A 25,911-nucleotide genomic window follows, 5' to 3' on the forward strand; every position below is an offset into this window, starting at 1 on the left:
TATCTGGCAGGGGATTTACCGAGCCAGCTCCTTACGGCATGGTGAAGGTGAACCGTGGCTTCCTGAAGATGGGCTTGGAAAAGCAAGACTCTCTTTGGGGTGGAAAAACGCCTGTGAAGGAAATCTCTGTGGATGGTTTCTGGATGGACGATACTGAAATTACCAACTCTGAATATAAGCAATTTGTTGCTTACGTGAGAGATTCTATCTTGCGTACCCGTCTTGCTGACCCTTCTTATGGAGGCGATGAAACTTATATGATTACGGAAGATAAGAATGGTGAACCTGTGCCTCCGCGTGTCAACTGGAAGAAGAATCTTCCTAAGAAACCTAATGAGGATGAACTGCGTGCCATTGAGAGTCTTTATACGACCAATCCTGTGACGGGAGAAAAGTTGATAGACTGGAGTCAGCTCAACTATAAGTATGAAATCTATGATTATACTGCCGCTGCCTTGCGTCGCAACCGTCTCAATGCTTCTGAGCGTAACCTCAATACGGACATCGAGGTGGATCCGAACGAGGTGGTCATGATTTCCAAGGATACGGCCTATGTGGATGACGAGGGAAGAATCGTGAGACAGACCATCAACCGACAGTTGAGTGGACCTTGGGATTTTCTCAATACCTATATCGTGAATGTTTATCCGGATACGACTTGTTGGGTGAATGACTTCAAGAATTCTGATAATGAGACTTATCTCAGAAGTTATTTCAGCAATCCTGCCTATAATGATTATCCTGTGGTAGGCGTTACTTGGGAACAGGCGAATGCATTCTGTGCCTGGCGTACGGACTATTTATTGAAAGGCTTGGGTCCTGAGGCACGTTTCATACAGAGATATCGTCTGCCTACTGAGGCAGAGTGGGAGTATGCAGCCCGCGGTAAGGAGCAGAATGAATTCCCTTGGGAAAACAAGGATGTAAAGAATGGGGATGGATGTTTCTATGCCAATTTCAAGCCAGACCGTGGTAATTATACCAAGGACGGAAACCTGATAACAAGCCGGGTGGGCATCTATTCTCCTAATTCTAACGGACTGTATGATATGGCAGGTAATGTGGCTGAATGGACCAGTACGATTTATACGGAAGCGGGTGTTGATGCCATGAACGATCTGAATCCAACGCTTGTTTATAATGCAGCCAAGGAGGATCCTTACCGCTTGAAGAAGAAAAGCGTGAGGGGTGGATCTTGGAAGGATCCAGAGTCTTTCATACGTTCGGCATGGCGCTCTTGGGAATATCAGAACCAGCCTCGTTCGTATATCGGATTCAGATGTGTGAGAAGTCTCGCAACAACATCAAGTGCAAAACAGAAACCTACAAAATCAAAGAATAGGAGATAATAAAAATGGGCGATTACAGTAAGTTTAATATCGTTTACCGTCTGCAAAAGTGGATGGATAGCGTGCCTGGACAAACATTCCTGAACTATGCATATAGTTGGGGTGCATCTATCGTTATCTTGGGTACACTCTTTAAGTTGACTCACTTGCCGGGAGCCAATCTGATGTTGTTCTTGGGTATGGGTACTGAGGTATTGGTATTCTTCCTGTCAGCTTTCGACCGTCCTTTTGATAAGACTGCCGATGGTCGTGATATTCCTACACATATTACTGAAGAATATCTGGAGACGGGCAAGGTCACTTATGATACAAATAATTCTGTAGCTGGTTCTCAACCGGTTTCGGGTTCTCATCCTGTTTCCGGAGATGCTGTGGTTGTGGGACAGCCGATAGTCTTTGCTTCTGGTGCTACTGCTTCTCAGGGCATTGCTTCTGCAGCAACTTCTGAAGGCACAGCTTCATCTCCTGTTTCTGCAGCAGCTTCTTCTGTCTCTGCATCATCTTCAGATGATAAGGATGCCGATGTTGCTGTTCAGCAGCCTCAGTCAGCAGCCGTTCAGCAGCCTGTAGCTGGTTCTACTGCATGGGTTGGTGGTCAGCAGCAGATAACTCCAGAAATGGAGGAAGCACAGAATAACTATGTGGAAGAGTTGAAGAAGCTGGTAGAAACTCTCGAAAAGGTAAATGAACAGAGCAGCCGCCTGACCCGTGATAGCGAGGAAATGGAAAATCTGAACCGTACGCTTACCGGTATCAGCAAGGTATATGAGATGCAGCTGAAGGGTGCCAGTCAGCAGATTGGTACTATCGACCAGATCAATGAGCAGAGCAGAAAGATGGCTCAGCAGATAGAGCAGCTCAACAAGATTTATACTCGCATGATCGAGGCAATGACTGTCAATATGAGAGCTGCTGCCCCACATGTAAGTGAAGAGTAAAGCATTCAATCGAATTTATCAGTTATAAATAAATGGCAATAAAGAAAAGACCCGTTTCACCGCGCCAGAAGATGATCAACTTGATGTATGTCGTCCTCATGGCCATGCTTGCATTGAACATCTCTACTGAGGTGCTCAACGGATTCTCTATTGTGGAGGAGAGCTTGAACCGTACCACGGCCAATTCTTCTGCAGAGAATGCTGCGCTCTATGGGGATTTCAGCAATCAGATGAAGAAGAATCCTGCCAAGGTGAGAGAATGGTTTGAGAAGGCTACTCAGGTGAAGGAAATGAGTGACTCGCTCTACAACTTCGCACAGCAGTTGAAGGAAGCCATCGTCAGAGAGGCTGATGGAAAGAATGGCGATGTGAAAAACATCGAGAACAAGGATAATCTGGAAGCTGCGGGCATCGTGATGCTGGCTCCTGGTACGGGGAAAGGCAAGAAACTCTATGATGCCATCAACCGTTATCGTGAGCGTATCCTCACCATGGTGACTGACGAGCATCAGAAGAAGATCATTCAGAGCAACCTCGCTACAGTTGTGCCAAAGAAATCAACGACTTTGGGCAAAAACTGGCAGGAATATATGTTTGAGAATATGCCTGTGGCTGCTGCTATCACTTTGCTTTCCAAACTGCAGAGTGATGTGCGCTATGCTGAAGGAGAGGTGCTCCATACCCTCGTTTCTAATATAGATATGAAGGATATTCGCGTCAACAAACTTGATGCCTTCGTGATTCCGGAGAAGACTACGCTTTATCCTGGCGAGCGCTTCAATGCCAACATTGTGATGGCGGCTGTGGATACTACCCAGCAACCGGAAATCTATGTGAATGGTATGCGCGTGAATACGGCTCATGGACAGTATTCCTTTACTGCTGGAGGCGTAGGCGAACACCAGTTCAGCGGATATATTCTGATGCACAATGCCAAGGGAGATGTCTTGCGACGCAATTTCCTGCAGAAGTACAGTGTGATTCCGGCTCCTAATACTGCTACTGTGGCAGCCGACATGATGAATGTGCTCTATGCCGGTTTCCACAATCCAATCAGTATCAGCGTCCCGGGAGTTCCTGCCAATGCGATTTCTGCCAGCATGAGTGGCGGTTCCTTCATCTCCAAGGGAAATGGACATTTCGTGGCAGTTCCATTTGCTGTAGGCAAGGATGTGACGATTACAGTTACGGCTCGTGACAAGGGACAGACCCGTACGATGCCACCGTTTGTTTTCCATGTCAGAAAACTTCCAGACCCAACTGCTTATCTGGCTTTGGGTACCAACAGATATAGAGGCGGTGCTCTGTCAAAGGCTTCTCTGATGGGAGCAACAGGCATTCATGCCGCGATTGATGACGGATTGCTCGATATTCCGTTCAAGGTGCTGAGTTTCGAGACTGTATTCTTCGACAATATGGGAAATGCGGTTCCTCTTGCTTCAGCAGGTGCCAATTTCTCAGAGCGTCAGCGCGAGGAATTCCGTCGCTTGTCCAGAAACCGCCGTTTCTACATTTCTCATATCAAGGCAGTTGGTCCTGATGGCATTACCCGCAATCTCTCCGCTGCAATGGAAGTGATTGTGAGGTAAGAGAGTCTGGAATAGGAAAAAGGCGAATCTGGACAGGAGATTCATTCTGGGCGGGATGGAAACTTGCCAGAATGCATAACATAATGATCAAAGTAAATAAAATCAATGTGATGAAAAAGATATTTATGCTTTTGATGCTTGCAGGTGTTACGCTGGGAATCAGCGCTCAACCTGAAGCGCACCGCCAGGCACAGCAGAAGGCTCAGCAGAAGTCGAATGCCAACAACATGACGACCCGTGCACAAATCATGTTTCCTACTACTGCTTCTATGGATGAGGATGTGGTATGGAGACGTGACATCTATCGCGAGTTGAATCTCAACGATGATGCCAATGCGCCTTTGTATTATCCTGTGGAACCATTGGGCAACCAGGTGAACCTGTTCACCTATATGTTTAAGTTGATACTCTCCGGTCGCATCAAGGCTTACCAGTATAAGTTGGACGGCAACGAGAGTTTCAGTGATGCAGACTTGGTGAAGCCAAAGGCATTCCTGGATAATTACCACATTTATTATGAGAAGGATGCAAACGGAAGAATGCGTCTTGACAATAGTGATATTCCTTCCCGCGAAGTGAAATCTTACTATGTCAAGGAATCTTCTTATTTTGACCAGCGTACTTCCACCTTCCATACTCAGGTGTTGGCACTCTGTCCTATCATGACCCGTGAGGATGATTTCGGAGATGGTGGCAATAAATATCCTTTATTCTGGGTGAAGTACAGCGACCTGGCTCCTTACTTATCTAAACAGCAGATTATGACCAGTAATCTGAACAATGCTGCGACGATGAGTGTGGATGATTACTTTGTCAGAAATCAGTATAAAGGAAAGATTTACAAAACCAATAATATGTTGGGCAAGACTTTGGCTCAATACTGTCCTTCTGATTCGGCTATGAGCAAGGAGCAGAAGAGGATTGAGGCAGAATTGGCTGCCTTCGAGAAGAATATCTGGGGCGATCAGGCGAGAAAGGATTCTCTGGATAGTATTTCCAATGCCGGTAAGAAGGATGCAAAGACTGTCAAGAAGAACCGCAGAAGTTCTTCTAAGTCTTCAGGTTCTTCTTCGAGTGTAAGAAGCCGTCGCCAGCGCAGTTCTGGTTCTTCTACCTCCAGTGCAGCCCGCGTTTCTGTCAGAAGAGAGCGCCATTAATTGGATTGTTCTGATTGTTGGAAATAATTATGATTGGAAATATCAATTGATGAAATAACAATGATTGGAATAACTATGATTGGAGTAACAATCGTTGGAATTATGTGATTTGAAAAACAATTATTAGAAATAAAAAAAGAGAAATAGGTATGAAAAAAGTATTGACTTTTATGGTGTTGTTGGCATCATTGCTGTTCGTGCAGCAGGCTAACGCACAGGTTAAGTTTGGTTTGAAAGGTGGTTTGAACGTTACCAATATGTCTTTCAGCAAAGATGTATTCGATGCTTCTAATAAGACCGGTTTCTTTGTAGGGCCTATGGTGAAGATCACCTTGCCAGTAGTTGGCTTGAGTTTTGATGCAGCTGCTCTCTATGATCAGAAAGAGGCTGACGTGAAGTATCAGGGAATTGATAATTCATATTCCAAGGAGAATGTGAAGCAGAAGTCTCTCAACATTCCTGTGAATGTACGCTATGGTTGGGGATTGAGCAGCGTGGCAAATATCTTCCTCTTTGCGGGTCCTCAGTGGGGAATCAACGTAGGTGATAAGAATTTCAAGTGGAATACTGGTAGCAGTTATTCTTTGAAGAAGTCTAATTTCAGCGTCAATGTGGGTGCTGGTGTTACTTTGTTGAGCCACGTACAGCTTTCTGCTAACTACAATATTGCTTGTGGAAAGACAGCAGATGCCTCTGTCGAAAAGGTGGGCGAAACAGTTTTGCATAGCGATAGAAGCCGCAACAATTCTTGGCAGATTGCGCTTGGCTACTGGTTCTAAAAATCGGGACCAGTTCAGTTTGGCTTTCTTAAAATATATAAAAGCAGATATCCTTTATTGGGTATCTGCTTTTTTATTGTTATCTTTGCACAACGATATAATTCTCAAGATGACTTTTCAGTATGAAATACGTAGATGTGATACTTCCTTTGCCGCTTCCAGGCTTGTTTACCTATTCTGTTCCTGAAGGAATGGAAGGGAGGGTTGTGTTTGGCAAGCGCCTGCTCGTACCCCTGGGAAGGAGCAAGAAGTATATCGGTATGGCGGTGAAAATGCATGATGAGAAGCCTGCTTTTGAGGTGAAACCGATAGAGCAGGTGCTGGATGAAAACCCTGTGCTTCTGGAAAGGCAATACCGGCTCTGGTCGTGGATTAGCGATTATTACATGTCTCCATTGGGTGATGTCTATAATGCTGCTTTCCCGGCTGGACTGAAATCTACAGAGAAGTTTAAACCCAAAATGGAGCAATATGTCGGTTTGTCGAGTGCTTATCGCAATCCTCAGACGCTCCGTGTGGCGCTTCAGATGATGGGGCGGGCCGTCAAGCAAATGAAGGCTTTTACCACCTTCCTCCAACTGTCTCATTGGGATATTCTTCTCGAAAACGAGGTAGATGAAAACGGACTGTTGCGGGAGGAATTCTATGAATTGAGAAATATGCAGTCTCCTGATATTCCTTCTTTAAATGGAAGCCAGCCTTCTGATGTTTCTTCTTCAAATGGAAACCAATCACCTGATATCCCTTCTTTTATAGAAAAAGTAACGAAGGAGGAACTGATGAACGAGAGTCATTCCACCTCTGCCATTATCAAAAGTCTGATAGATAAGGGATTTCTTTTTACATATGAGATAGAAGTAGGGCGTCTGAATACATCTGGCGAATCTCATTTCGAGTTGATCAAACCGCTCTCGATGCCCCAGCAGGATGCTTATAACCAGATTCTGATGCAGATGATGAAGAAGAATGTGGTGCTCTTGCATGGCGTGACTTCCAGCGGTAAGACGGAGGTCTATATCCACCTCATCAAACAGGCGCTCGATGAGCATAAGCAGGTACTTTATCTCTTGCCAGAAATTGCGCTTACTGTGCAGATTATGGAACGTCTTCACCGGGTTTTTGGAGACCGACTTGGTATCTATCACTCGAAATATAGCGATGCAGAGCGTGTGGAAATCTGGCAGAAACAGATGTCTGATCATCCTTATGATGTCATCTTAGGAGCCAGAAGTGCAGTCTTCCTGCCTTTTCAGAAACTCGGACTTGTGATAGTGGATGAGGAGCATGAAACCAGTTTTAAGCAGCAGGACCCGGCTCCTCGCTATCATGCCCGCAGCGCAGCCATCGTTTTGGCAAGTATGTATCCCGAAGCCAAAGTGCTCTTGGGTACGGCTACTCCTTCGATGGAAAGTTATTACAATGCCCAGCAGGGAAAGTATGGTCTGGTGGAGATGAAAACGCGATATAAAGACATCCAACTGCCGGAAATACAGGTGGTGGATGTGAAGGATTTACGCCATCGCAAGATCATGAAAGGGGCATATTCGCCACAACTCTTGGCAGCGGTAAGAGAGGCCTTGCAGCGTGGCGAACAGGCTATTCTCTTTCAGAACAGGCGCGGTTTTGCACCGATGATTGAGTGTAAGGTCTGTGGATGGGTGCCGAAATGCAAAAACTGTGATGTGTCGCTCACATTGCATAAGAATATCAATCTGCTTACCTGCCATTATTGTGGCTACACGTATCCCGTTCCTACGGAATGTCCTAACTGTGGAAGTACCGAACTGACGGGGCGTGGTATCGGAACAGAGAAGGTGGAAGACCAGTTGACTGAAATCTTCCCTGAGGCGCGTATTGCCCGTATGGATCTTGATACGACCCGCACCCGTAATGCCTATGAACGCCTGATAGAGGATTTTTCTTCGGGAAAGACCAACCTACTTATCGGTACGCAGATGATTTCCAAGGGACTGGATTTTGACAAGGTGAGCGTTGTGGGTATTCTCAATGCCGACTCGATGCTCAATTATCCTGACTTCCGGGCCTACGAACATGCCTTTATGATGATGGCGCAGGTGAGTGGAAGGGCTGGCAGAAAGGGCAAGCGAGGACTGGTGATCCTCCAGACGAAATCTCCGGAGTTACCGGTTATCTCGCAGGTGGTTCACAACGATTATGCCACTTTTTACCGCGACTTGCTGGAAGAACGTAAAGCCTTTCATTATCCGCCTTTCTATCATCTCATCAATGTCTATCTGAAGCACAAGCATGAGAAAGTCTGTCAGCAGGCAAGTATGGAGCTGGGACAGACCTTGCGAGGATGGTTTGGGGAGAGAATCTTAGGACCTGACAAGCCTGCAGTGGCTCGTGTGAAGACAATGAATATCCGTAAGATAGTGCTTAAACTGGAGAACGGCATTGATCAGAAGAAGGTGAGGGAATACCTGAAGTATGCCCAGACGATGATGCTGAAGGACCCAAGGTATGGGGCTTTGCAAATATACTATGATGTGGATCCGCAATAATCAGACAGATGATTGCGGATACAAAATAAAAAAAAAGGCTATCCCAATCGAAGGAAGGGGATAGCCTTTTTTGCATGTTTGTAGTTATGAACTGATCTATTATGTTAAGGAAACATAAGTCTAATTCTACTTTTTTCAACCTCGTCTTTAGAAATTGATGTCGAGACCTACCGCAAACACGTTGTTGTTACGGGTATAATCAGAGGTGTAGTCTTTTCCTGTTTGCTTTACTGTCTCTGAGGTTTTCTTGTGCTGATAGAATGTGTGGAAGTAAGCCACGTTCAAATCCATTTTCTTGTTGATGTGGTAAACACCACCTACTGCTACTGAGTTGGAACTTGTGACGAACGACTTGTCGTCCATGTAGTCTTCTGTCAAGCCGTAGTTTGTGTTTTGCCAGCCTGTACTAAGTGTAACTTTTTTGTCAAGGTCATACTCAATGCCGGCATTATATTCCAATGTACCACGCTTTAGTTTCTTATGACGATCTACTCGGTTTGCTTCACCATCTTTGTCTGTCCAAGAGTAAGAAGATGTTGCGTTTTTATCGTCGAACCAATGGAAGCCCACGTTGATGCGAAGAGCATCAATTGGACTGTATCCTGCACCGATGGTTAAGAGTGAAGGGATATCGCCAGCCACTTTCTTGTTTTGGTCTTCATCATATTCAGCGATCAACTCATTGATGCTGTTTTTAGCTTCTGCAATGGCAGGGGCAACTTGTGCCAATGCTGCTGCAGGAACACCATATTGCAAGAGGTTAGGACCAACATCGTTAAGTTTGCCAACAGGACTGATGACTGTGCCTTGGTTCTTTAAACGGAGGCGAGTCTTAAATTCATATTTTGCAGAGAAATTCCAGCGTCCAGTCTTATAATCGATGCCGATGATTGGAGTGAAACCAATACCACTTTGGTTAGTGTTCAATTCTATGTCAGAACTCTTAGGGTCGTTTTTGTCTACAATGGTTGACAAAGGAAGAAGTTTACCTTCATTCCCGACGAATGTGATATTTTCTACGTATCCGTAATAATTGCATGTCGCATACACTCCACGTACGCCGAGAGCTACAGCCAAATGCTCATTTACTTTGTATGCTGCGCCAAGAGACAGGCCAAAGTAGTATTGGCGGCCATGCATATAGCTATCGTATGAGTACATATAACCGCCCATCTGTTTTGTTACAGGGTTCGGAATGTTTGGATTGGTTGGCAAGATGTGACCCATATATGGAGCAAGTGCGTTGCCAAGTAGGCCGATGTTTGCCACGACTTTCTCGAAAGAGCCAAGACCATCATCAAAAGTACACTTACCACCACCGCCAGTGAGGGCGAAATTAGCCTGCCAAGACCATTTGCCCTTGTTGTAAGCATACTGGAAAGATGGGATAACTGGGGCAAATGCCTTACCCTTGAAGGTACGAGGAGTCTTTGGATTCTTTGCATTATAATTAAACAATGCATAGTCATTTTCAATGTTACGTGTTTGATAAGCCAACTGCCAGTTGATGGCAAGATGGTGACCGTCACCCATGAATACAACGCCTGCTGGGTTGTAATAAACACCATCAATACCGATAGAAGCCTCACGGCTCATCATTCTATTGAATGCTACATGTTGGTTTGTATTAGTGAGCAAACCACCTGCAAAAGTAGGTGCTGCACTTGCCATCGCAATGGCAACACAAACTAATTTTAGTTTCTTCATTTTAATAAATTTAAATAAAAACGTCCGCAAAGGTAAGAAGAATGTTCTATTTCGCTACTACTTTTATTTCTTATTTAAAGTATATTAACGATAAAATCCCGATTTACTGCACAGAATAAATGATATGTGCAATAAATCGGGATTTATTTATGCTCTATAATCACCAGTTATTTATTCAGATGCGGATACGAAATTCGCGTATGATAAATGGATTTCAGACGTTCTGTGAGCACCACTTTGGCCAGGGCGATGTCGCGGAAGGTGATAGGACATTCCTTGAAGAAACCTTCAGCCACCTGACCGTCGATGAGCTTGTTGATGAGCGTGCTGATGCTTTCCTCGGTATATTCGTTGAGCGAGCGGGAGGCTGCTTCCACCGTGTCGGCCATCATCAGAATAGCCTGCTCACGGGTGAATGGATTCGGACCTGGATACTGGAAAAGCTCCTTGTTTACATTTTCATCTGGATGGGCATTACAATAATTAATATAGAAATACTTGGTAAGCCCGGTGCCATGATGGGTGGAGATGAAATCCTTGATGATGCCAGGAAGGTTGGCCTTTTCTGCCATTTTCAAGCCTTCGGTCACGTGGCTGATGATGATCTGTGCACTCTCCAGATCGGTAAGCTGGTCGTGCGGATTGACGCCAGCCTGATTTTCGGTGAAGAATACAGGATTGCTCATCTTGCCGATGTCATGATATAATGCACCCGTACGCACGAGCAGACTGTTGGCATGGATGCGGTTGGCGATTTCGGCAGCCAGATTTCCCACGGTGATGGAGTGCTGGAAGGTGCCTGGAGCTATCTCGCTCAGGTTGCGTAGCAGTCCCTTGTTGGTATTCGAAAGTTCAAACAATGTGACATTCGAGATAAATCCGAACAGCTTTTCTATCAGATACATCAGCGGATAGGAGAGTAGCAGGAAGATGCCGTTGATGGTGAAATGGGTGTACATGCTGGTGTCGATATTGAATACCTCGTTGTCCTGCATCAGCTGCAGTGCCAGATATACCACTCCGCTTGCCACCGTCACCAGCAGGGCTGTGATGAATATCTGCGAGCGCTTGCTCAGTTCACGGAGCGAATAGATGGCCACCAGTCCGGAAGCCAGCTGCACGATGATGAATTCATACTGGTATTTTACAGCCGCCGCACATATCAGAATCATCGTGACATGGGTGATGAATGCCGTGCGGGAATCCATAAATACTCTTACGAAGATAGGCACCATGGCAAACGGGATGATATACACAGAGAAGAAATTGTGCTTCATCATCAGCGATACCAGGATAGGGAAGAGCGTGATCATCGCATAGAGCATCGTGATGCTGCGCGGTTTTTCGAAATAGTCTTTGCGGAAGAGCGAGAGGTATGACGTAAACATCATGACGAGAATGAATACGAAGAGCACCTGTCCGATGATGGTGGTGGTAATTTCCTCCTCAGTGGACGTGCGCCGCTTCATTTCCTTGTCGAAGGATGTGAGCACGCGGAAGGTGTAGTCGCTGATCACCTCGCCTCTGTCCACGATTTTCTGTCCGCTCATCACCATTCCGCTTGCCAATGGAATGCTGCTCAGCAGGTCGTTTTTCTCGGTTTCGCTTTTCTCTTTTTCGTAGATGATGTTGGCCTCTATATAGTTGTTGAGGTTGCAGCGGGAGAGCAGCGGTCGCTGGGCAGCCAATTTTTCGTTGGCAAAGAGATGCTCATAGGCGGCTATCGTAGAGTAGAACGACTTGATAGGCACGCTTTTCACGTTCTTTCCGCTGATGATTCGGATGGTGCTGGTAGAATCCTTGAAGATGCGGTTGTACTCCGTGGTGTTGATGATGCCCATCTGATAGGCATTGTGCAGTTCGTTGGCTATGAGTCCCACAAAATCATTAGGCAGACCGGGTATTCCCTTCTGGAAATCGTGGAGAAATCGGTTCACCTGCACGTTTTCCACCGTTGGATTCAGGCCATAGTAGGGCTGGAACTGGTTCATCATCGAATCCTGTTCGTGCTTGATAGCTTCATCGGTTTTGTAGATTGGAAAGTCGAACTTGGCGATGACAGAGCCGTACATCCATGGTTTTCCTACATCGTATCGGTACTGGCGACCCTCGTTGCGAGGCAGAAACCAAACGATGACAGCCACGGTCATGCAGACCAGTATGGCCTTAGTCACCAGGTTGCGCCAATAGTTTTCTTCCGGATTGTTGAATATACTCATATTTTTTTGTTTTTGTTTTTCTTGTTGGATTGGTGGGAAAGTCTCTTCACTTTTGAATATTTATGGATAAAAAGGAGCATTTCTTTGAATAAAAATGCCGATTTGCCCCATATTTCCCTTTTCATGTGCGAAAATACGAAAAAAAACTATTATAATCGCAAAAAAAGATGTAAATTTGCAGAAAATTTTGAAAATAGCTATAAAATAAGACATGGCAGATAGAAAAGTAAGAGTGCGTTTTGCCCCAAGTCCTACGGGTGCATTGCACATTGGTGGTGTTCGTACCGCCCTCTATAATTATTTGTTTGCTCGCCAGCATGGTGGTGAACTTGTGTTCCGTATCGAGGATACTGACTCTCATCGTTTCGTACCAGGTGCCGAGGAATATATCCTGGAGTCATTCAAGTGGCTCGGCATCAAGTTTGATGAGGGAGTGAGCTTCGGTGGTGAGCATGGTCCTTACCGTCAGAGCGAGCGTCGTGACATTTATAAGAAATATGTACAGCAGCTTCTCGACAATGGCAAGGCTTACATCGCTTTTGATACTCCAGAGGAACTGGAGGCCAAGCGTGCTGAAATCCAGAATTTCCAGTATGATGCCCACACCCGTATGCAGATGCGCAATTCTCTCACCCTTTCTCAGGAAGAGGTGGACCAGCTCATCGCAGACGGCAAGCAATATACCGTACGTTTCAAGATAGAACCAGGAGAGGAAATCCACGTCAACGATATGATTCGTGGCGATGTGAAGGTGATGAGCGATATCCTCGACGACAAGGTGCTCTACAAGAGTGCCGACGAGCTTCCTACTTACCACCTGGCCAATATCGTGGACGATCATCTGATGGAAATCTCTCATGTGATCCGCGGCGAGGAGTGGTTGCCAAGTGCACCATTGCATGTACTTCTCTACAAGGCTTTCGGCTGGGAGGATACCATGCCTCGCTTTGCCCATCTTCCATTGCTTCTCAAGCCAGAGGGTAAGGGTAAGTTGAGCAAGCGTGATGGCGACCGTCTCGGTTTCCCTGTATTCCCATTGGAGTGGCACGATCCTAAGACCGGCGAGGTTTCTTCTGGTTATCGTGAGAGCGGTTATTTCCCAGAGGCAGTAGTCAATTTCCTTGCATTGCTGGGCTGGAATCCTGGCACAGAGCAGGAAATCTTCTCTCTCGACGAGCTGGTGAAGGCTTTCGATATCTCCCGCTGCTCTAAGGCAGGAGCCAAGTTTGACTTCAAGAAGGGCATCTGGTTCAACCATGAGTACATCCTCATGAAGAGCGATGATGAGATAGCCAATCTCTTTGCGCCTATCGTGGCTAATAACGGTGTGGAGGAGACAATGGACCGCGTGAAGCAGGTGGTACACATGATGAAGGATCGCGTGAACTTCGTATATGAGTTGTGGCCATTGTGCTCATTCTTCTTCATTCCTCCTACAGAGTATGATGCCAAGACAGCCAAGAAGCGCTGGAAGGAGTATTCTGCTCAGCAGATGACCGAACTGGCTGAAGTGTTGGAGGGCATCGAGGATTTCTCTATCGAGGGTCAGGAGCCTGTTGTGATGAAATGGGTAGAGGATAAGGGCTATAAGCTCGGTGATGTGATGAATGCTTTCCGTCTCACGCTCGTAGGCGAGGGTAAGGGTCCAGGTATGTTTGATATCTCAGCCTTCCTCGGCAAGGAGGAGACTCTGAAGCGTCTCCGCAGAGCCATTGAGGTTCTCGGATAAGGCATCGCAGTCAGCATATTTTATCTCTTTCTGTGGAAAATTTCTGCTTTTGTGTGGGAATTTTCCTCAGAGAGAATTCAATTTATATTTAGATATTTATAGATACTAACCGAAAAAAAAGAAAAACATGATCTATAATGTCGTCATTTATTTCGTGCTTTGGGGAATCGCCATCGCCAGCCTTTTCAATGAGAAGGTGCGCAAGATGTGGCGAGGTGAGCGCGATGCCTTCAGAATTCTGAGGGAAAATGTGGATCCTACTGAAAGGTATATCTGGTTTCATGCCGCATCACTTGGCGAGTTTGAACAGGGTCGTCCTTTGATGGAGCGCATCCGCAGAGATTATCCCCAGTATAAGATTCTGCTTACCTTCTATTCGCCTTCCGGATATGAGGTGCGCAAGAATTATGAGGGCGCTGACATCATCTGCTATATGCCGGTGGATACCCGCCTGAATGCCATCCGTTTTCTTCGCCTGGTGCGTCCTGTGATGGCCTTCTTCATCAAGTATGAATTCTGGTCTAATTTCCTCCATATTCTCAAGTACCGCAACATTCCTACATACAGTGTGAGCAGTATCTTCCGTGAGGATCAGGTCTTCTTCAAGTGGTATGGCAGGAGCTATGCGAATGTCTTGAAGTGCTTCACCCGCTTCTTTGTGCAGAATGAGGAGAGCAAGCGATTGCTCGCCGGCATCGGTATTACGGATGTGGATGTGGTGGGAGATACCCGCTTCGACCGTGTGCTGCAGATCAAGGAAGCTGCCAAGCATCTGCCTATCTGCGAGGCGTTCAGAAAGGGAGTTTCTGCTGATGGGTATTCTTCTGATGGTCTTTTGACAGAATCCCCTGCCGGTAAGTCTGCATCCGTTCCTTCTCAGGATTACAAAGTATTTGTAGCAGGCAGTTCTTGGCCTCCTGATGAGGAAATCTTCATCCGCTTCTTCAATGAACATAAGGATTGGCGCTTGCTGATAGCTCCTCATGTCATAGCCGAGGAACATCTGAAACTGATTCTTTCTCTGCTGAAGGATAAGAAGGTAGTGCGCTATACTCAGACTACTCCTGAGGAAGCTGCTGGGGCTGATGTGCTGATTATCGACTGCTTCGGACTGCTGAGCAGCATGTACCATTATGGTGATGTGGCTTATATCGGAGGTGGTTTCGGAGTTGGTATCCATAATACCCTGGAGGCTGCCGTATGGAATATGCCGGTTATTTTCGGTCCTAACAATAAGAAATTCCAGGAAGCTCAGGGCTTGCTGAAGTCGGGTGGCGGATTCGAAATCAACAATTTTGAGGACTTTGCTGTCTTGATGAAGTCGATGATGAATGACGAAGCTTTCCTGAAGTCTGCGGGAGAAAAGGCAGGAGAATTCGTAGCGAGCCTGTCTGGCGCTACAGATAAGGTTCTTTCTAAGGTGCAGCTTTAAGTATAGTCAGTATAGGAAGATTTTCTTTTCGCAAAGAAGTAAGCCCCCTTTCTCAGGGAGAATATAATTTTATGAAAGCAGTACTTTTGTATTTATGGTGCAAAAGTATTGCTTTTTTTGTAACCAGCAAATTTTAGTGTGCATAAACTTGCGATTTTAAGCAGAAGTGATAAATTTCTACCTTCTGAAGTGATAAATGACGGTTTTCAGATGCGGTAAATGACAGCAAAATGAGGATATGTTTTGTAAGTCATAGTTTTATGACTTACAAAACATAGTTTTATAGCAGAGAACTCGTCTGGCGCATTTTTTTTATATCTACAAAATCAGTAATCAAAAGGGGATATTGTATTCAGTAAAATGAGACTGAAATATCTTTTCTTACTTTATGATGCGGTAATAATCCTCTTTGCGAGGCTTCACGGTATGCGGATGAGCAGATGCATAGCCTAATGCCAAGGCTCCAACTCCTATCAAACCTTCAGGAAGCTTCCATTCCTTCAACAGATTTTTGCCCTCCTCGGAAGCAAACATGGCATCCTCGCGATTGATCCAGCAAGAAGAAAGACCGATAGAGTGGGCTGCCAACATCATATTGCCGAGGATGAGACTGCCGTCCTTGATGGCGTTCGCATTGCTCTCTGGAGCCAAAACGATGACGATGGTTGGTGCTCCATAGTAAGGATCACTCTCTACACCCATCACCTTAGCATTCATCTTGCGAAGCTGGGCGCAGGTCTCCGGATTCTGTACTGCGATGATGAATGGTTCCTGAGTGCCATGACCGGTGGCAGCCCATGTGCCTGCCTCCAATACGGTTTTCAGTTCCTCATCTGTGATCTGATCAGCCTTGTATCTACGGATACTTCTTCTCTCCTTAATGGCTTTCAAAACTTCATTTTCCATTGTCTTTCAGTTTTATATTTTAATTGTTTATATTCTAATAGAGTGAAGCACGAAAAGCATTTGAATTCTTCACTCTTCGTTCTTCACTCTTCACTCAAAATTACATCGGACAACCTGTGTCCTCATCCTCCACGTACTGGCTTAATACTCGGGCGATACGGATCAGTCCCTGCATCAGGGTCTTGCGAGGACAGGCGATGTTGAGGCGCAGGAATCCCTGACCGGCTTTTCTGCCATACATGGTGCCGCTATTCACAAATACCTTGCCGTCATTCATCAGCTTCTCATAAGCCTCGTCGCTCGATAGTTCGAAAGGCAGGATGTCGAGCCATACCAGGTATGTGCCTTCCAGACGGGTAACTCGAACCTGAGGTAATTCGGAATTGAAAAATTCCTTTACAGTCTGATAGTTCTCATAGAGATACTGATTCAGTTCGTCCAGCCATTCCTCGCTCTCATTGTATGCAGCCTGGAGAGCAATGACTCCGAATGGGTTAACATCACACACCTCGTTGATATTGATAGCCCTGTTGATGCGGCGACGCAATGCGGCATCCGGACAGATGATGTTGGCTATCTGCAGACCGGCAATATTGAATGATTTGGATGGAGAATTCAATACCACGCAATTGTCTCTGCCGGCTTCGCTGATGCTTGCGAAAGGAATATACTGATAGCCCGGCATCACAAGTTCGCAATGGATTTCGTCGGCAACTATCTTTACGTTGTGCTTCAGACAGATGTCGTTCATGCGCTCCAATTCCTCCTTTTTCCATACCCTTCCGGCAGGGTTGTGAGGGTTGCAGAGGATGAAAACAGTCGTCTTTTCGTCAGCACATTTGCGCTCGAAATCCTCGAAATCTATCTCGTAAGTGCAGTTTCCTACTCGTCTCAATTCGTTTTCTACCACCTCGCAACCACTGTTTTTGATGCATGAGAAGAAGCAGTTATATACAGGAGTCTGCACCAGCACTTGTTCGCCAGGCATGCAGATGGCCTTCAGGCAGCAGGAAATGGCAGGCACTACGCCCGATGTATAGAGTATCCAGTATTTCTCGATGTTCCAATGGTGGCGGCGGGCAAACCAGCTGGTGATGGCCTCGTAGTAAGAGTCCGGTACCAGGGTGTATCCGAAGATGCCGTGAGCCACTCGCTTCTGCAGGGCCTCAATGATGGCAGGAGCAGTCTGGAAGTCCATATCGGCTACCCACATAGGGATAACATCTTCCTCCTTTACCAGGTCCCATTTGTAGGAATTGGTGCCCCGGCGGTCAATGATTTCATCAAAATTGTATTTCATATTTCTTTTTCTATTTTCTTTGTTAGTCAGGTTCTTTTAAAGAACGAGGATATGGGTGTATCGCTTTTTTACGGACCTTCATAAAAGTTAGGTCCGTAGAATTTGATTATTTACCTTCCGATTTGTCGATTATTTCGCAGGCGCCCTGAGGAGCTTTGGCAAACTCGGTGTAGGTGATGCTGCCCACTTTGTCGGCCTCGATACGACCGGAAATAGGGTTTTTGATATTGGTGATACTGCCCTTGATATGTGCATCGATATTGCTACAGTCCTCGAAAGCACGGTCGCATTCCTTGTCGAAAGTGCAGTCTTCCAGTATCACATGATCCATATAGCAGAGAGGTTGTTCGCCGCTGATGTGGCAGCGCACCAACTTGATGTTCTTACTGTGCCATGCGAGATATTCTCCGTTCAGTTCAGAATCATATACGGTTACATTCTCACATTCCCAGAAACTATCTTTGGTGGTAATCTTGGCGTTGTGAATTTCTACATTCTGGCAGTACTGGAATACATATTTCGAGTCGCTTTCCAGTCCGTCCACATAGATATTCTTTGAGAACATGAATGGGTATGTACCTTCGTGCAGTTTTACATTCTTGATTTTCAGTCTATCCACTTTCCAGAAAGTTTCGTCAGCATCCGTGATATTGACATTCTCCAGTTCGAGGTTTTTCATTTCCCTGAAAAATTTCGGTCCGTCAATAGTGCAGTCTTTCATCACCATATTGTTGCTGTACCAGATAGCAGATCGGCTTTCAGGTGCGAAATAGCAGTCTGTGATGAGAGAACCGTCCACGTGCCACCAAGGATATTTTCCATAGAATTTAGAGTTGTGGCATTCTATGTTCTTGCAGCACTTGATACCTGATTCTCCATCAGTGATAGTGATATCTTCCAAACGGGCGTCGTGCGCGCCAAAGAGTGGGCGTTCACCACCGAAAGTTTTGTTTTTAATCAGTTCCATTTTCCTTTCTTTAATATTATGATTTGTCTTTCCCAACTATTTCCCATTTTTTTGTGGAAAGATTTTCTCAATTCTTCCCATGTTTTTTATGGAAACGGAATGAATTTCCTCTATCCGTTGGGATTTTTTTCTTGATTGTTTCCCAACTTTTTCCCATCTTTTTGGGGGATGAATTCTTTCTCGTTTGCAAAATTACAAAAAATATGCCAAAGTCATTTCATCTAAATTACGGAAAAAATAACCATTATGGGCTGATTTTGAACCAGCAAGCCATGACCGTAATAGCATTATTGACAAAATACAGCTGATGATAGTAATGACAGATACAGTAATGACAGTTTCTTTAAGGAATAAAGAAAAAGGCTGAATCGCAAGAAATCATCTCACAATTCAGCCCTATCTCATTCACTTATAAAAATTCTAAGAAGAAGAATTACAAGTTAGGGTTCATCTCTTTCCACTCAGCTACTGGAGGAACGATACCAAGCTCTACGATCTCATCGCGCATCTTGCAAAGGTGCTCGTAAGACTTAGCGAGGCTTGCAAGCTCTTCCTCAGTACCTGTAGGCTCTGTGAAGTGAACGCCAGTCTTGTCGATAGTAGTAGGCATAGCCATCATTACGTTCTTGAAACCGAGCTTGTCGTGGTTTACATAGCAGCCAGCAGGCAATGTGAACTTCTCACCACCCATAGCAGCCTCGATCATCTTCACTGCATTGTAAGCTGGGCTCTGGAATGAAGAACGGCCACGGAGCTTGATGATGTTAGAACCACCCTGTACTGTGTGGTGCTTGATCTCCTCCCAACGCTCGTCAGAAAGACCCATCTCTGACAATGGCTTGCCGTCAACCTTAACCTGAGAAGCGAATACAGCCATCTGCTCGCCGTGACCACCATAAGTGTGAGCGCCAGTTACCTTATCCTGCTGTACACCGAACTCGAGGGCCAAAGCCTGCTGCAAACGAGTAGAGTCGAGAGCTGCGAGTGATGTCAACTGGTTTGGCTTCAAACCTGAGTGGATCAATGCTGTCAAAGCTGTAACGTCAGCTGGGTTGAAGATAACAACTACGTGCTCTACCTCTGGGCAGTACTTCTTGATGTTGTCACCGAACTCTGCTGCAATCTTGCAGTTACCCTTGAGGAGGTCCTCACGAGTCATACCCTCCTTACGAGGAGCACCGCCTGAAGAAATGATATATTTAGCACCAGTGAAAGCCTCCTCTGGGTTAACAGTATAAGTTACGTTAACGCCTGGGAATGCACACTGCTGAATCTCATCGAATACACCGTGAACACCTGGCTCGTAGATATCGTAGAGACAAATGTTTGGAGTAAGACCGAGCATCAAAGCGCTCTGAACCATGTTAGAACCAATCATACCGCCGGCACCGACGATCAAAAGCTTGTCATTAGTTAAAAATTCCATAACTACAATTTTTTATATTAAGTTGTTTATAAATTCTTTTTCTTAACTGCTGAAATCCCTCTTTGAGAGGTGTGGAACCTATCTGAAAGTATATTTACCTTCATTTTTCTTTTCCGACCGCAAAATTACTAAAAAGTAATGTAAAACGTGCATTTATTTGCGCTTAAATTTGTTGTTAATTCTTAAAATTATTATCTTTGTAATCTCTAATTAGCAAAATGCGTTCTGATGGAAAGAAAAATTCCTGCTTCCGGCTGGTTTTTATCGAATCTTTCAGTCGTTTCGATCACACTCCTGAAGTTCTTATCGGATCTTTCGGTCGTTTTCGAAGATTCTACTGGATTATTTTGATGATTCTTTCTGCGCCTTTGGGGCGATTCTTCTGATGCTTCCTTTCCCTATATATATAATAAGGTGTAAAATGCTCAGAATGGAATCTCAGAGATGAAGATATCGCTGAGATTTAATCAGATGCAAACTAAGATGTATGACAGAGATTTAATCAGACGCAAATTAGGATATGATAGAGATATAATCAGATGCAAATTAAGATATAATAGAGATAAAATTATGAATGAAATCAATCAGAGATTGGAAAGTTTGAGGGAAGTGATGCGCCGAGAGCATCTTTCTGCCTTTATTTTCCCAAGTACAGACGCTCATCAGAGCGAATATGTGGCCGATCATTGGCAGGGTAGGACTTGGATTTCCGGATTCAACGGCTCTGCCGGAACGGCGGTGGTTACGATGAAATCAGCTGCTTTGTGGACTGATTCTCGTTATTTCCTGGCTGCCGAGGAGCAGTTGAAGGGTACGGAATTCCTGTTGATGAAGCTGAAAATTGAGGGTACTCCTACTATTTCTGAATGGCTTGCTCAGGAATTGCAGGGCGAAAATGCAGAAGTGGGCCTCGATGGTATGGTAAATTCCTATCACGAAACGATGGGGCTGATAGCCGATCTTCGGAAGTCGGGCGGCATCACGGTGAGAACCAATTTAGACCCGTTGGGGCTGATTTGGACAGATCGTCCTGCCATCCCAGCCAATCCTGTAGAAATTCAGCCGATGGAATTTGCAGGAGAATCCGTTGCTTCCAAGATTTCCCGCATCCGGACTGCTCTCCGCCAGCGTCATGCCGACGGAATGCTCATTTCTGCGCTCGATGATATCGCCTGGACACTCAATCTCCGTGGCACAGATGTTCATTGTGTGCCTGTCTTCGTCAGTTATCTTCTCATCTCCTCCCAGCAGGTTTCGCTCTATGTGGATTCAGCTAAAATCAATGACGAGGTGAAGGCTTATCTGACTGAAAACGGCATTTTGCTCTATCCATATAATAAGATGGCTGAAGGATTGGAGCGATATTCCGAGTATAATATCCTTCTGGATGGCGATGAAACCAGCTATTTTCTGTGGAAAACCGTGAAATGTAAGGAGATTATTGCAGGAAATTCACCTGTTCCAGCGATGAAAGCACAGAAAAATGATAGGGAAATCGCGGGTTTCCGACAGGCAATGCTGAGAGACGGAGTGGCGATGGTCAAGTTCCTGAGATGGCTCAAACCGGCTGTGGAGGCTGGTGGACAGACTGAAATTTCCATCGACCGCAAACTTACTTCGTTTCGTGCAGAGCAGCATCTTTTCCGTGATATTTCCTTTGATACGATAGCCGGTTATCAGGCACATGGCGCCATTGTTCACTATGAGGCGACGCCTGAAACAGATGTTGCTCTCAAGCCGGAAGGTCTGATTCTGATAGATTCCGGAGCACAATATCAGGATGGAACCACCGATATCACCCGTACGATAGCGCTCGGACCGGTGACAGAGGAGATGAAGCACGTCTATACGCTGGTGCTGAAAGGACATATCCAACTGGAACTCGCCAAATTCCCTGATGGCGCATCGGGCACTCAACTGGATGCTCTGGCCAGGGAATGCATGTGGCGCGAGGGGTATAATTATCTGCACGGTACGGGACATGGAGTGGGGTCTTATCTCAGTGTACACGAAGGTCCTCACCAAATCCGTATGGAATGGAAGCCAACTCCTTTGCGTGCCGGCATGACCGTGACCGATGAGCCGGGCCTCTATCTTTCAGGCAAATTCGGAGTGAGAATCGAGAATACATTATTGATAAAAGACTATCAGACGACGGAATTCGGCAAATTCCTGCAGATGGAATCCCTCACGCTTTGTCCTATCGACCTGACTCCGGTAGATTTCAGCATGCTTCAGCCAGAAGAAATCGAATGGCTCGATACCTATCATCGTGATGTTTTTGAAAAGCTTTCTCCTTATCTCGAAGGCGAAGACCTGGAATGGTTGAGGGAAGCAACTCGTCCGGTGGATAGAGTGAAGTCTTCCGGCAGATAAAAGTTGTACTCCTGTATCTAAAAGCATGATTTTCAGCAGAAAATGAAGTTTTAGAGAGGATGAAAATGGGCTAAATGCCACAAAATAAACGATTTTGCGCAAAAAGTCGGCTAAAATCTTGGTTATTTGATAAATAAGATGTAATTTTGCACCCGCAAATTGTGGCATCGTGCCCTTTTCGCTCAGAAATTATAAGTTTAACATAATAAATTAAAAGCAAAAAAAATGATTATTGTACCAGTTAAGGACGGTGAGAACATCGAGAGAGCTCTCAAGAAGTTTAAGAGAAAGTTTGAAAAGACAGGTGTTGTTAAGGAGCTTCGCGCTCGTCAGCAGTATGACAAGCCATCTGTTTTGAAGCGTCTCAAGATGGAACACGCCATCTACGTACAGCAGTTGCGCGCTAACGAGGAGTAATTTTACCGCCATCTTTGAGGATTTTCCTCGAGAATATCCTCAAAGTTTGGCAGAAAGATTAAAAAATCCTCAAAAAATTTGGTAGTTTGAAATAATTTCCTTAATTTCGTTGCCGTAAAAAGAATACGAGTAGCGTTATGTTGAATATTGATGGATTTTTGGACTATTTGAAATGCGAGATGAATCGCTCGCAAATGACAATAGACAGCTATGCGGAAGACCTTCGGGCCTTTGAGACATACTTCCAGAATCTGTCAGACTCCCTCACTTGGGAGACCATTGACTCCGATATTATCCGTAACTGGATGGAGGCTATGATGGATAAAGGCAATAAGGCATCATCTGTCGGTCGCCGGCTGAGTGCAGTTCGCACTTTCTACCGGTATGCATTGGCAAGGCATTATGTAGATACTGATCCAGCACATAGCATTCTGACGCCCAAAAAGGAGAAACCTTTACCGCAGTTCTTGAAAGAGAGCGAGGTGAATGAACTTCTGGACAGGCAGAAATGGGGTGAAGATTATGATAGCGTGCGTGCGCGTACTATTATAATGACATTCTATGAAACAGGTATGAGATTATCGGAATTGGTAGGACTTGATGATGAGGCGATCAGTTTTGTGAACCACGAAATCAAGATTACCGGCAAGGGCAACAAGCAGCGCATCGTACCTTTCGGAAACGAGCTTGATGAAACCCTCCAAGCGTATATTCGCTTGCGCAATCAGACCGTGGAGAGTCAATCTCCAGCCTTGTTCCTTTCAGATAAGGGAAAAAGAATGACGTCTGCCAAAGTAAGAGACATCGTGAAGGAGTGCTTATCAAGAGTATGCTCGTTGAAAAAGAAAAGTCCACACGTCTTGAGACATACATTTGCTACGGCGATGCTGAATCATGACGCAGGAATAGAAAGTTTGAAAAGATTGCTCGGGCATGCCCGGCTCTCCACCACGGAGATCTATACGCATACCACCTTCGAGCAGTTGAAGCGAGTTTATACAGAAGCCCATCCAAGGGCATAACCTTTTAAAATTGGAGGTCACTATGGAAATTAAAATTCAGTCGATTCATTTCGATGCTACCGAGAAGTTACAGGCGTTTATCGAGAAGAAAATCGCCAAGTTAGAAAAAACTTACGAAGATATACAGAAAGTAGAGGTGCAATTAAAGGTCGTAAAACCTGCCACAGCCTTGAATAAGGAAGTTCACCTGGAAATCGCAGTTCCTGGATCGAAACTATTTGTTGAGAAGACATGCGATACATTTGAAGAGGGAATTGACCAGGCAGTGGATTCTATGAAGGTTCAATTGACAAAATTTAAAGAAAAAATGCGCAATCGATAAAAAAAGTCGAAAAAAATTTTGTAGATTCAAAATAATGTTGTATCTTTGCAGCCGTTTTCCGATAGGTGGAAAATCAGTCGTATTACGGCTGTAAAGATTGCCTCTTTAGCTCAGTTGGCCAGAGCACGTGATTTGTAATCTCGGGGTCGTTGGTTCGAATCCGACAAGAGGCTCAAGAAAAAGAAAAGGGTGGTTACCAGAGTGGCCAAATGGGGCAGACTGTAAATCTGCTGGCTATGCCTTCGGTGGTTCGAATCCATCACCACCCACTTCTTTTGACTTGCGGAAATAGCTCAGTTGATAGAGCACTAGCCTTCCAAGCTGGGGGTCGCGGGTTTGAGCCCCGTTTTCCGCTCAATTTATTAACTTGCTGTAATAGCTCAGTGGTAGAGCACTTCCTTGGTAAGGAAGAGGTCCTGAGTTCAACTCTCAGTTACAGCTCTATCGTTCGGTAGTTTTCTAAGGATGGTAGAGGAACAGATTATTCATTTATATAAATAAAAAGAAAAGCTATGGCTAAAGAAGAATTCGTGCGTACCAAACCGCATGTTAACATTGGTACAATTGGTCATGTTGACCATGGTAAGACTACTCTGACCGCTGCTATCTCTAAGGTATTGAACGAGAAGCTCGGTACATCTGAGGCAGTTAAGTCATTCGATCAGATTGATAATGCTCCTGAGGAGAAAGAGCGTGGTATCACCATCAACTCTGCTCACATCGAGTATGAAACTGCAAAGCGTCACTATGCACACGTTGACTGTCCGGGTCACGCTGACTATGTAAAGAACATGGTTACTGGTGCTGCTCAGATGGATGGTGCTATCTTGGTAGTTGCTGCTACTGACGGTCCTATGCCACAGACACGTGAGCACGTACTTCTTGCACGTCAGGTAAACGTACCTCGCTTGGTTGTTTTCTTGAATAAGTGCGATATGGTTGACGATGAGGAGATGCTCGAACTCGTTGAAATGGAAGTTCATGAGATCCTTGAGCAGTATGGTTACGAAGAGGATACTCCTATCATCCGTGGTTCTGCTCTCGGTGCTTTGAATGGTGTTGAGAAGTGGGTTAAGTCTGTTGAGACTTTGATGGATACAGTTGACGAGTGGATTCAGGAGCCTGAGCGTGAGGTTGATAAGCCATTCTTGATGCCTATCGAGGACGTATTCTCAATCACAGGTCGTGGTACTGTTGCTACAGGTCGTATCGAGACTGGTCGTTGCAAGGTTGGTGACGAAGTTCAGTTGCTCGGTCTTGGTGAGGACAAGAAGTCTGTCATCACTGGTGTTGAGATGTTCCGCAAGGTACTCGCTGAGGGTGAGGCAGGTGATAACGTAGGTTTGCTTCTCCGTGGTATCGATAAGGCTGAGGTTAAGCGTGGTATGGTAGTCGTACACCCAGGTGCTATTACTCCTCACGATCACTTCAAGGCTTCTATCTATGTATTGAAGAAGGAAGAGGGTGGTCGTCACACTCCATTCGGTAACAAATATCGTCCACAGTTCTACCTCCGTACAATGGACTGTACTGGTGAAATCAAGCTTCCAGAGGGAGTTGAGATGGTAATGCCAGGTGATAACGTTGAGATCGAGGTTGAATTGATCTACAAGGTTGCTTTGAACGAGGGTCTTCGTTTCGCTATCCGTGAGGGTGGTCGTACAGTAGGTTCTGGTCAGATCACAGCAATTCTTGACGACATTAAGTAATTAGAATACTCTATTTACTAAATAAAGACTCCCGCTTCTGCG

At 45.3% G+C, this 25,911-nt stretch carries 19 protein-coding genes and 4 tRNA genes (1 of these 23 only partly in view); 17 read left to right on the plus strand and 6 right to left on the minus strand.

Annotation, left to right across the window (positions count from 1 at the left end; all coding sequences use genetic code 11):
* From KUA50_RS14165 to priA, 6 genes are all read left to right on the plus strand, one after another.
* Positions 1-1,349, plus strand: the 3' portion of a protein-coding gene (locus KUA50_RS14165) for an SUMF1/EgtB/PvdO family nonheme iron enzyme (protein WP_022110542.1). The gene continues 112 nt to the left of window position 1, outside the view; the window shows 1,349 of its 1,461 coding nt (coding positions 113-1,461); its start codon lies beyond the left edge, outside the window; its stop codon occupies positions 1,347-1,349.
* Positions 1,350-1,354: 5 nt separating this feature from the next.
* The gene (gene gldL / locus KUA50_RS14170; RefSeq protein ID WP_218457687.1) at positions 1,355-2,287 is read left to right on the plus strand and encodes a gliding motility protein GldL; all 933 of its coding nucleotides are present in this window, start codon (positions 1,355-1,357) and stop codon (positions 2,285-2,287) included.
* A gap of 32 nt (positions 2,288-2,319) precedes the next feature.
* A complete protein-coding gene (gene gldM / locus KUA50_RS14175; protein ID WP_218457688.1) occupies positions 2,320-3,876 on the plus strand; it encodes a gliding motility protein GldM in 1,557 nt (518 codons plus the stop codon).
* A 110-nt stretch (positions 3,877-3,986) separates the two neighbouring features.
* Positions 3,987-5,033: a gliding motility protein GldN gene (gldN, locus tag KUA50_RS14180; RefSeq protein WP_218457689.1), complete on the plus strand. Its 1,047-nt coding sequence runs from the start codon at positions 3,987-3,989 to the stop codon at positions 5,031-5,033.
* A 149-nt stretch (positions 5,034-5,182) separates the two neighbouring features.
* On the plus strand, positions 5,183-5,812 hold the full coding sequence (locus tag KUA50_RS14185) for a porin family protein (RefSeq protein ID WP_218457690.1): 630 nt from the start codon (positions 5,183-5,185) through the stop codon (positions 5,810-5,812).
* 122 nt (positions 5,813-5,934) lie between these two features.
* Complete coding sequence (priA, locus tag KUA50_RS14190; protein WP_256624332.1) at positions 5,935-8,337, plus strand: primosomal protein N'; 2,403 nt, start codon at positions 5,935-5,937, stop codon at positions 8,335-8,337.
* Positions 8,338-8,484: 147 nt separating this feature from the next.
* On the opposite strand, the gene KUA50_RS14195 is transcribed toward priA, so the two are convergent.
* Together KUA50_RS14195 and KUA50_RS14200 are read right to left on the minus strand one after the other, a co-directional pair.
* Positions 8,485-10,044 (minus strand): OmpP1/FadL family transporter, encoded by a 1,560-nt coding sequence (locus KUA50_RS14195; RefSeq protein ID WP_218457691.1) that lies wholly within the window; start codon positions 10,042-10,044, stop codon positions 8,485-8,487.
* Between the two features lie 167 nt (positions 10,045-10,211).
* Complete coding sequence (locus KUA50_RS14200) at positions 10,212-12,263, minus strand: HD family phosphohydrolase (RefSeq protein WP_218457692.1); 2,052 nt, start codon at positions 12,261-12,263, stop codon at positions 10,212-10,214.
* Between the two features lie 211 nt (positions 12,264-12,474).
* Between KUA50_RS14200 and gltX the strand changes: the two genes are divergently transcribed.
* On the plus strand, positions 12,475-13,992 hold the full coding sequence (gene gltX, locus KUA50_RS14205) for a glutamate--tRNA ligase (RefSeq protein WP_118116770.1): 1,518 nt from the start codon (positions 12,475-12,477) through the stop codon (positions 13,990-13,992).
* Between the two features lie 130 nt (positions 13,993-14,122).
* Positions 14,123-15,424 (plus strand): 3-deoxy-D-manno-octulosonic acid transferase, encoded by a 1,302-nt coding sequence (locus KUA50_RS14210; RefSeq protein WP_218457707.1) that lies wholly within the window; start codon positions 14,123-14,125, stop codon positions 15,422-15,424.
* Positions 15,425-15,805: 381 nt separating this feature from the next.
* Here the strand turns inward: KUA50_RS14210 and KUA50_RS14215 are convergent, their stop codons facing one another.
* From KUA50_RS14215 to KUA50_RS14230, 4 genes are all read right to left on the minus strand, one after another.
* Positions 15,806-16,330: a nitroreductase family protein gene (locus tag KUA50_RS14215; RefSeq protein ID WP_218457693.1), complete on the minus strand. Its 525-nt coding sequence runs from the start codon at positions 16,328-16,330 to the stop codon at positions 15,806-15,808.
* Between the two features lie 100 nt (positions 16,331-16,430).
* The gene (locus KUA50_RS14220) at positions 16,431-17,630 is read right to left on the minus strand and encodes a MalY/PatB family protein (RefSeq protein WP_218457694.1); all 1,200 of its coding nucleotides are present in this window, start codon (positions 17,628-17,630) and stop codon (positions 16,431-16,433) included.
* A gap of 106 nt (positions 17,631-17,736) precedes the next feature.
* On the minus strand, positions 17,737-18,597 hold the full coding sequence (locus KUA50_RS14225) for a DUF3737 family protein (protein ID WP_218457695.1): 861 nt from the start codon (positions 18,595-18,597) through the stop codon (positions 17,737-17,739).
* 433 nt (positions 18,598-19,030) lie between these two features.
* Complete coding sequence (locus KUA50_RS14230) at positions 19,031-20,023, minus strand: malate dehydrogenase (RefSeq protein ID WP_118116762.1); 993 nt, start codon at positions 20,021-20,023, stop codon at positions 19,031-19,033.
* 570 nt (positions 20,024-20,593) lie between these two features.
* On the opposite strand from KUA50_RS14230, the gene KUA50_RS14235 reads away from it, so the two are divergent.
* From KUA50_RS14235 to tuf, 9 genes are all read left to right on the plus strand, one after another.
* Positions 20,594-22,399: an aminopeptidase P family protein gene (locus KUA50_RS14235; protein ID WP_218457696.1), complete on the plus strand. Its 1,806-nt coding sequence runs from the start codon at positions 20,594-20,596 to the stop codon at positions 22,397-22,399.
* 225 nt (positions 22,400-22,624) lie between these two features.
* Positions 22,625-22,816: a 30S ribosomal protein S21 gene (gene rpsU, locus KUA50_RS14240; protein ID WP_006848852.1), complete on the plus strand. Its 192-nt coding sequence runs from the start codon at positions 22,625-22,627 to the stop codon at positions 22,814-22,816.
* A gap of 140 nt (positions 22,817-22,956) precedes the next feature.
* Positions 22,957-23,838 (plus strand): tyrosine-type recombinase/integrase, encoded by an 882-nt coding sequence (locus KUA50_RS14245; protein ID WP_218457708.1) that lies wholly within the window; start codon positions 22,957-22,959, stop codon positions 23,836-23,838.
* 22 nt (positions 23,839-23,860) lie between these two features.
* A complete protein-coding gene (gene hpf, locus KUA50_RS14250) occupies positions 23,861-24,160 on the plus strand; it encodes a ribosome hibernation-promoting factor, HPF/YfiA family (RefSeq protein WP_022110492.1) in 300 nt (99 codons plus the stop codon).
* Between the two features lie 99 nt (positions 24,161-24,259).
* Positions 24,260-24,333 (plus strand) — tRNA-Thr (locus tag KUA50_RS14255).
* Between the two features lie 14 nt (positions 24,334-24,347).
* Positions 24,348-24,429 (plus strand) — tRNA-Tyr (locus KUA50_RS14260).
* Between the two features lie 13 nt (positions 24,430-24,442).
* A tRNA-Gly gene (locus KUA50_RS14265) sits at positions 24,443-24,515 on the plus strand.
* A 14-nt stretch (positions 24,516-24,529) separates the two neighbouring features.
* Positions 24,530-24,601 (plus strand) — tRNA-Thr (locus tag KUA50_RS14270).
* Positions 24,602-24,672: 71 nt separating this feature from the next.
* Positions 24,673-25,869 carry an elongation factor Tu gene (gene tuf / locus KUA50_RS14275; protein WP_118116758.1) on the plus strand — a complete coding sequence of 399 codons (1,197 nt, stop codon included), beginning with the start codon at positions 24,673-24,675 and terminating at the stop codon, positions 25,867-25,869.
* The last annotated feature ends 42 nt before the right edge of the window (positions 25,870-25,911 follow it).

This window comes from Segatella hominis, assembly GCF_019249725.2.
Lineage (GTDB): Bacteria > Bacteroidota > Bacteroidia > Bacteroidales > Bacteroidaceae > Prevotella.

What these genes read in the sequence shown, in the direction of transcription:
- gldL (WP_218457687.1), top strand. Translation starts at nt 1,355, where the DNA reads ATGGGCGATTACAGTAAGTTTAATATCGTTTACCGTCTGCAAAAGTGG.
- gldM (WP_218457688.1), top strand. Translation starts at nt 2,320, where the DNA reads ATGGCAATAAAGAAAAGACCCGTTTCACCGCGCCAGAAGATGATCAAC.
- gldN (WP_218457689.1), top strand. Translation starts at nt 3,987, where the DNA reads ATGAAAAAGATATTTATGCTTTTGATGCTTGCAGGTGTTACGCTGGGA.
- KUA50_RS14185 (WP_218457690.1), top strand. Translation starts at nt 5,183, where the DNA reads ATGAAAAAAGTATTGACTTTTATGGTGTTGTTGGCATCATTGCTGTTC.
- priA (WP_256624332.1), top strand. Translation starts at nt 5,935, where the DNA reads ATGAAATACGTAGATGTGATACTTCCTTTGCCGCTTCCAGGCTTGTTT.
- KUA50_RS14195 (WP_218457691.1), bottom strand. Translation starts at nt 10,044, where the DNA reads ATGAAGAAACTAAAATTAGTTTGTGTTGCCATTGCGATGGCAAGTGCA.
- KUA50_RS14200 (WP_218457692.1), bottom strand. Translation starts at nt 12,263, where the DNA reads ATGAGTATATTCAACAATCCGGAAGAAAACTATTGGCGCAACCTGGTG.
- gltX (WP_118116770.1), top strand. Translation starts at nt 12,475, where the DNA reads ATGGCAGATAGAAAAGTAAGAGTGCGTTTTGCCCCAAGTCCTACGGGT.
- KUA50_RS14215 (WP_218457693.1), bottom strand. Translation starts at nt 16,330, where the DNA reads ATGGAAAATGAAGTTTTGAAAGCCATTAAGGAGAGAAGAAGTATCCGT.
- KUA50_RS14220 (WP_218457694.1), bottom strand. Translation starts at nt 17,630, where the DNA reads ATGAAATACAATTTTGATGAAATCATTGACCGCCGGGGCACCAATTCC.
- KUA50_RS14225 (WP_218457695.1), bottom strand. Translation starts at nt 18,597, where the DNA reads ATGGAACTGATTAAAAACAAAACTTTCGGTGGTGAACGCCCACTCTTT.
- KUA50_RS14230 (WP_118116762.1), bottom strand. Translation starts at nt 20,023, where the DNA reads ATGGAATTTTTAACTAATGACAAGCTTTTGATCGTCGGTGCCGGCGGT.
- KUA50_RS14235 (WP_218457696.1), top strand. Translation starts at nt 20,594, where the DNA reads ATGAATGAAATCAATCAGAGATTGGAAAGTTTGAGGGAAGTGATGCGC.
- rpsU (WP_006848852.1), top strand. Translation starts at nt 22,625, where the DNA reads ATGATTATTGTACCAGTTAAGGACGGTGAGAACATCGAGAGAGCTCTC.
- hpf (WP_022110492.1), top strand. Translation starts at nt 23,861, where the DNA reads ATGGAAATTAAAATTCAGTCGATTCATTTCGATGCTACCGAGAAGTTA.
- tuf (WP_118116758.1), top strand. Translation starts at nt 24,673, where the DNA reads ATGGCTAAAGAAGAATTCGTGCGTACCAAACCGCATGTTAACATTGGT.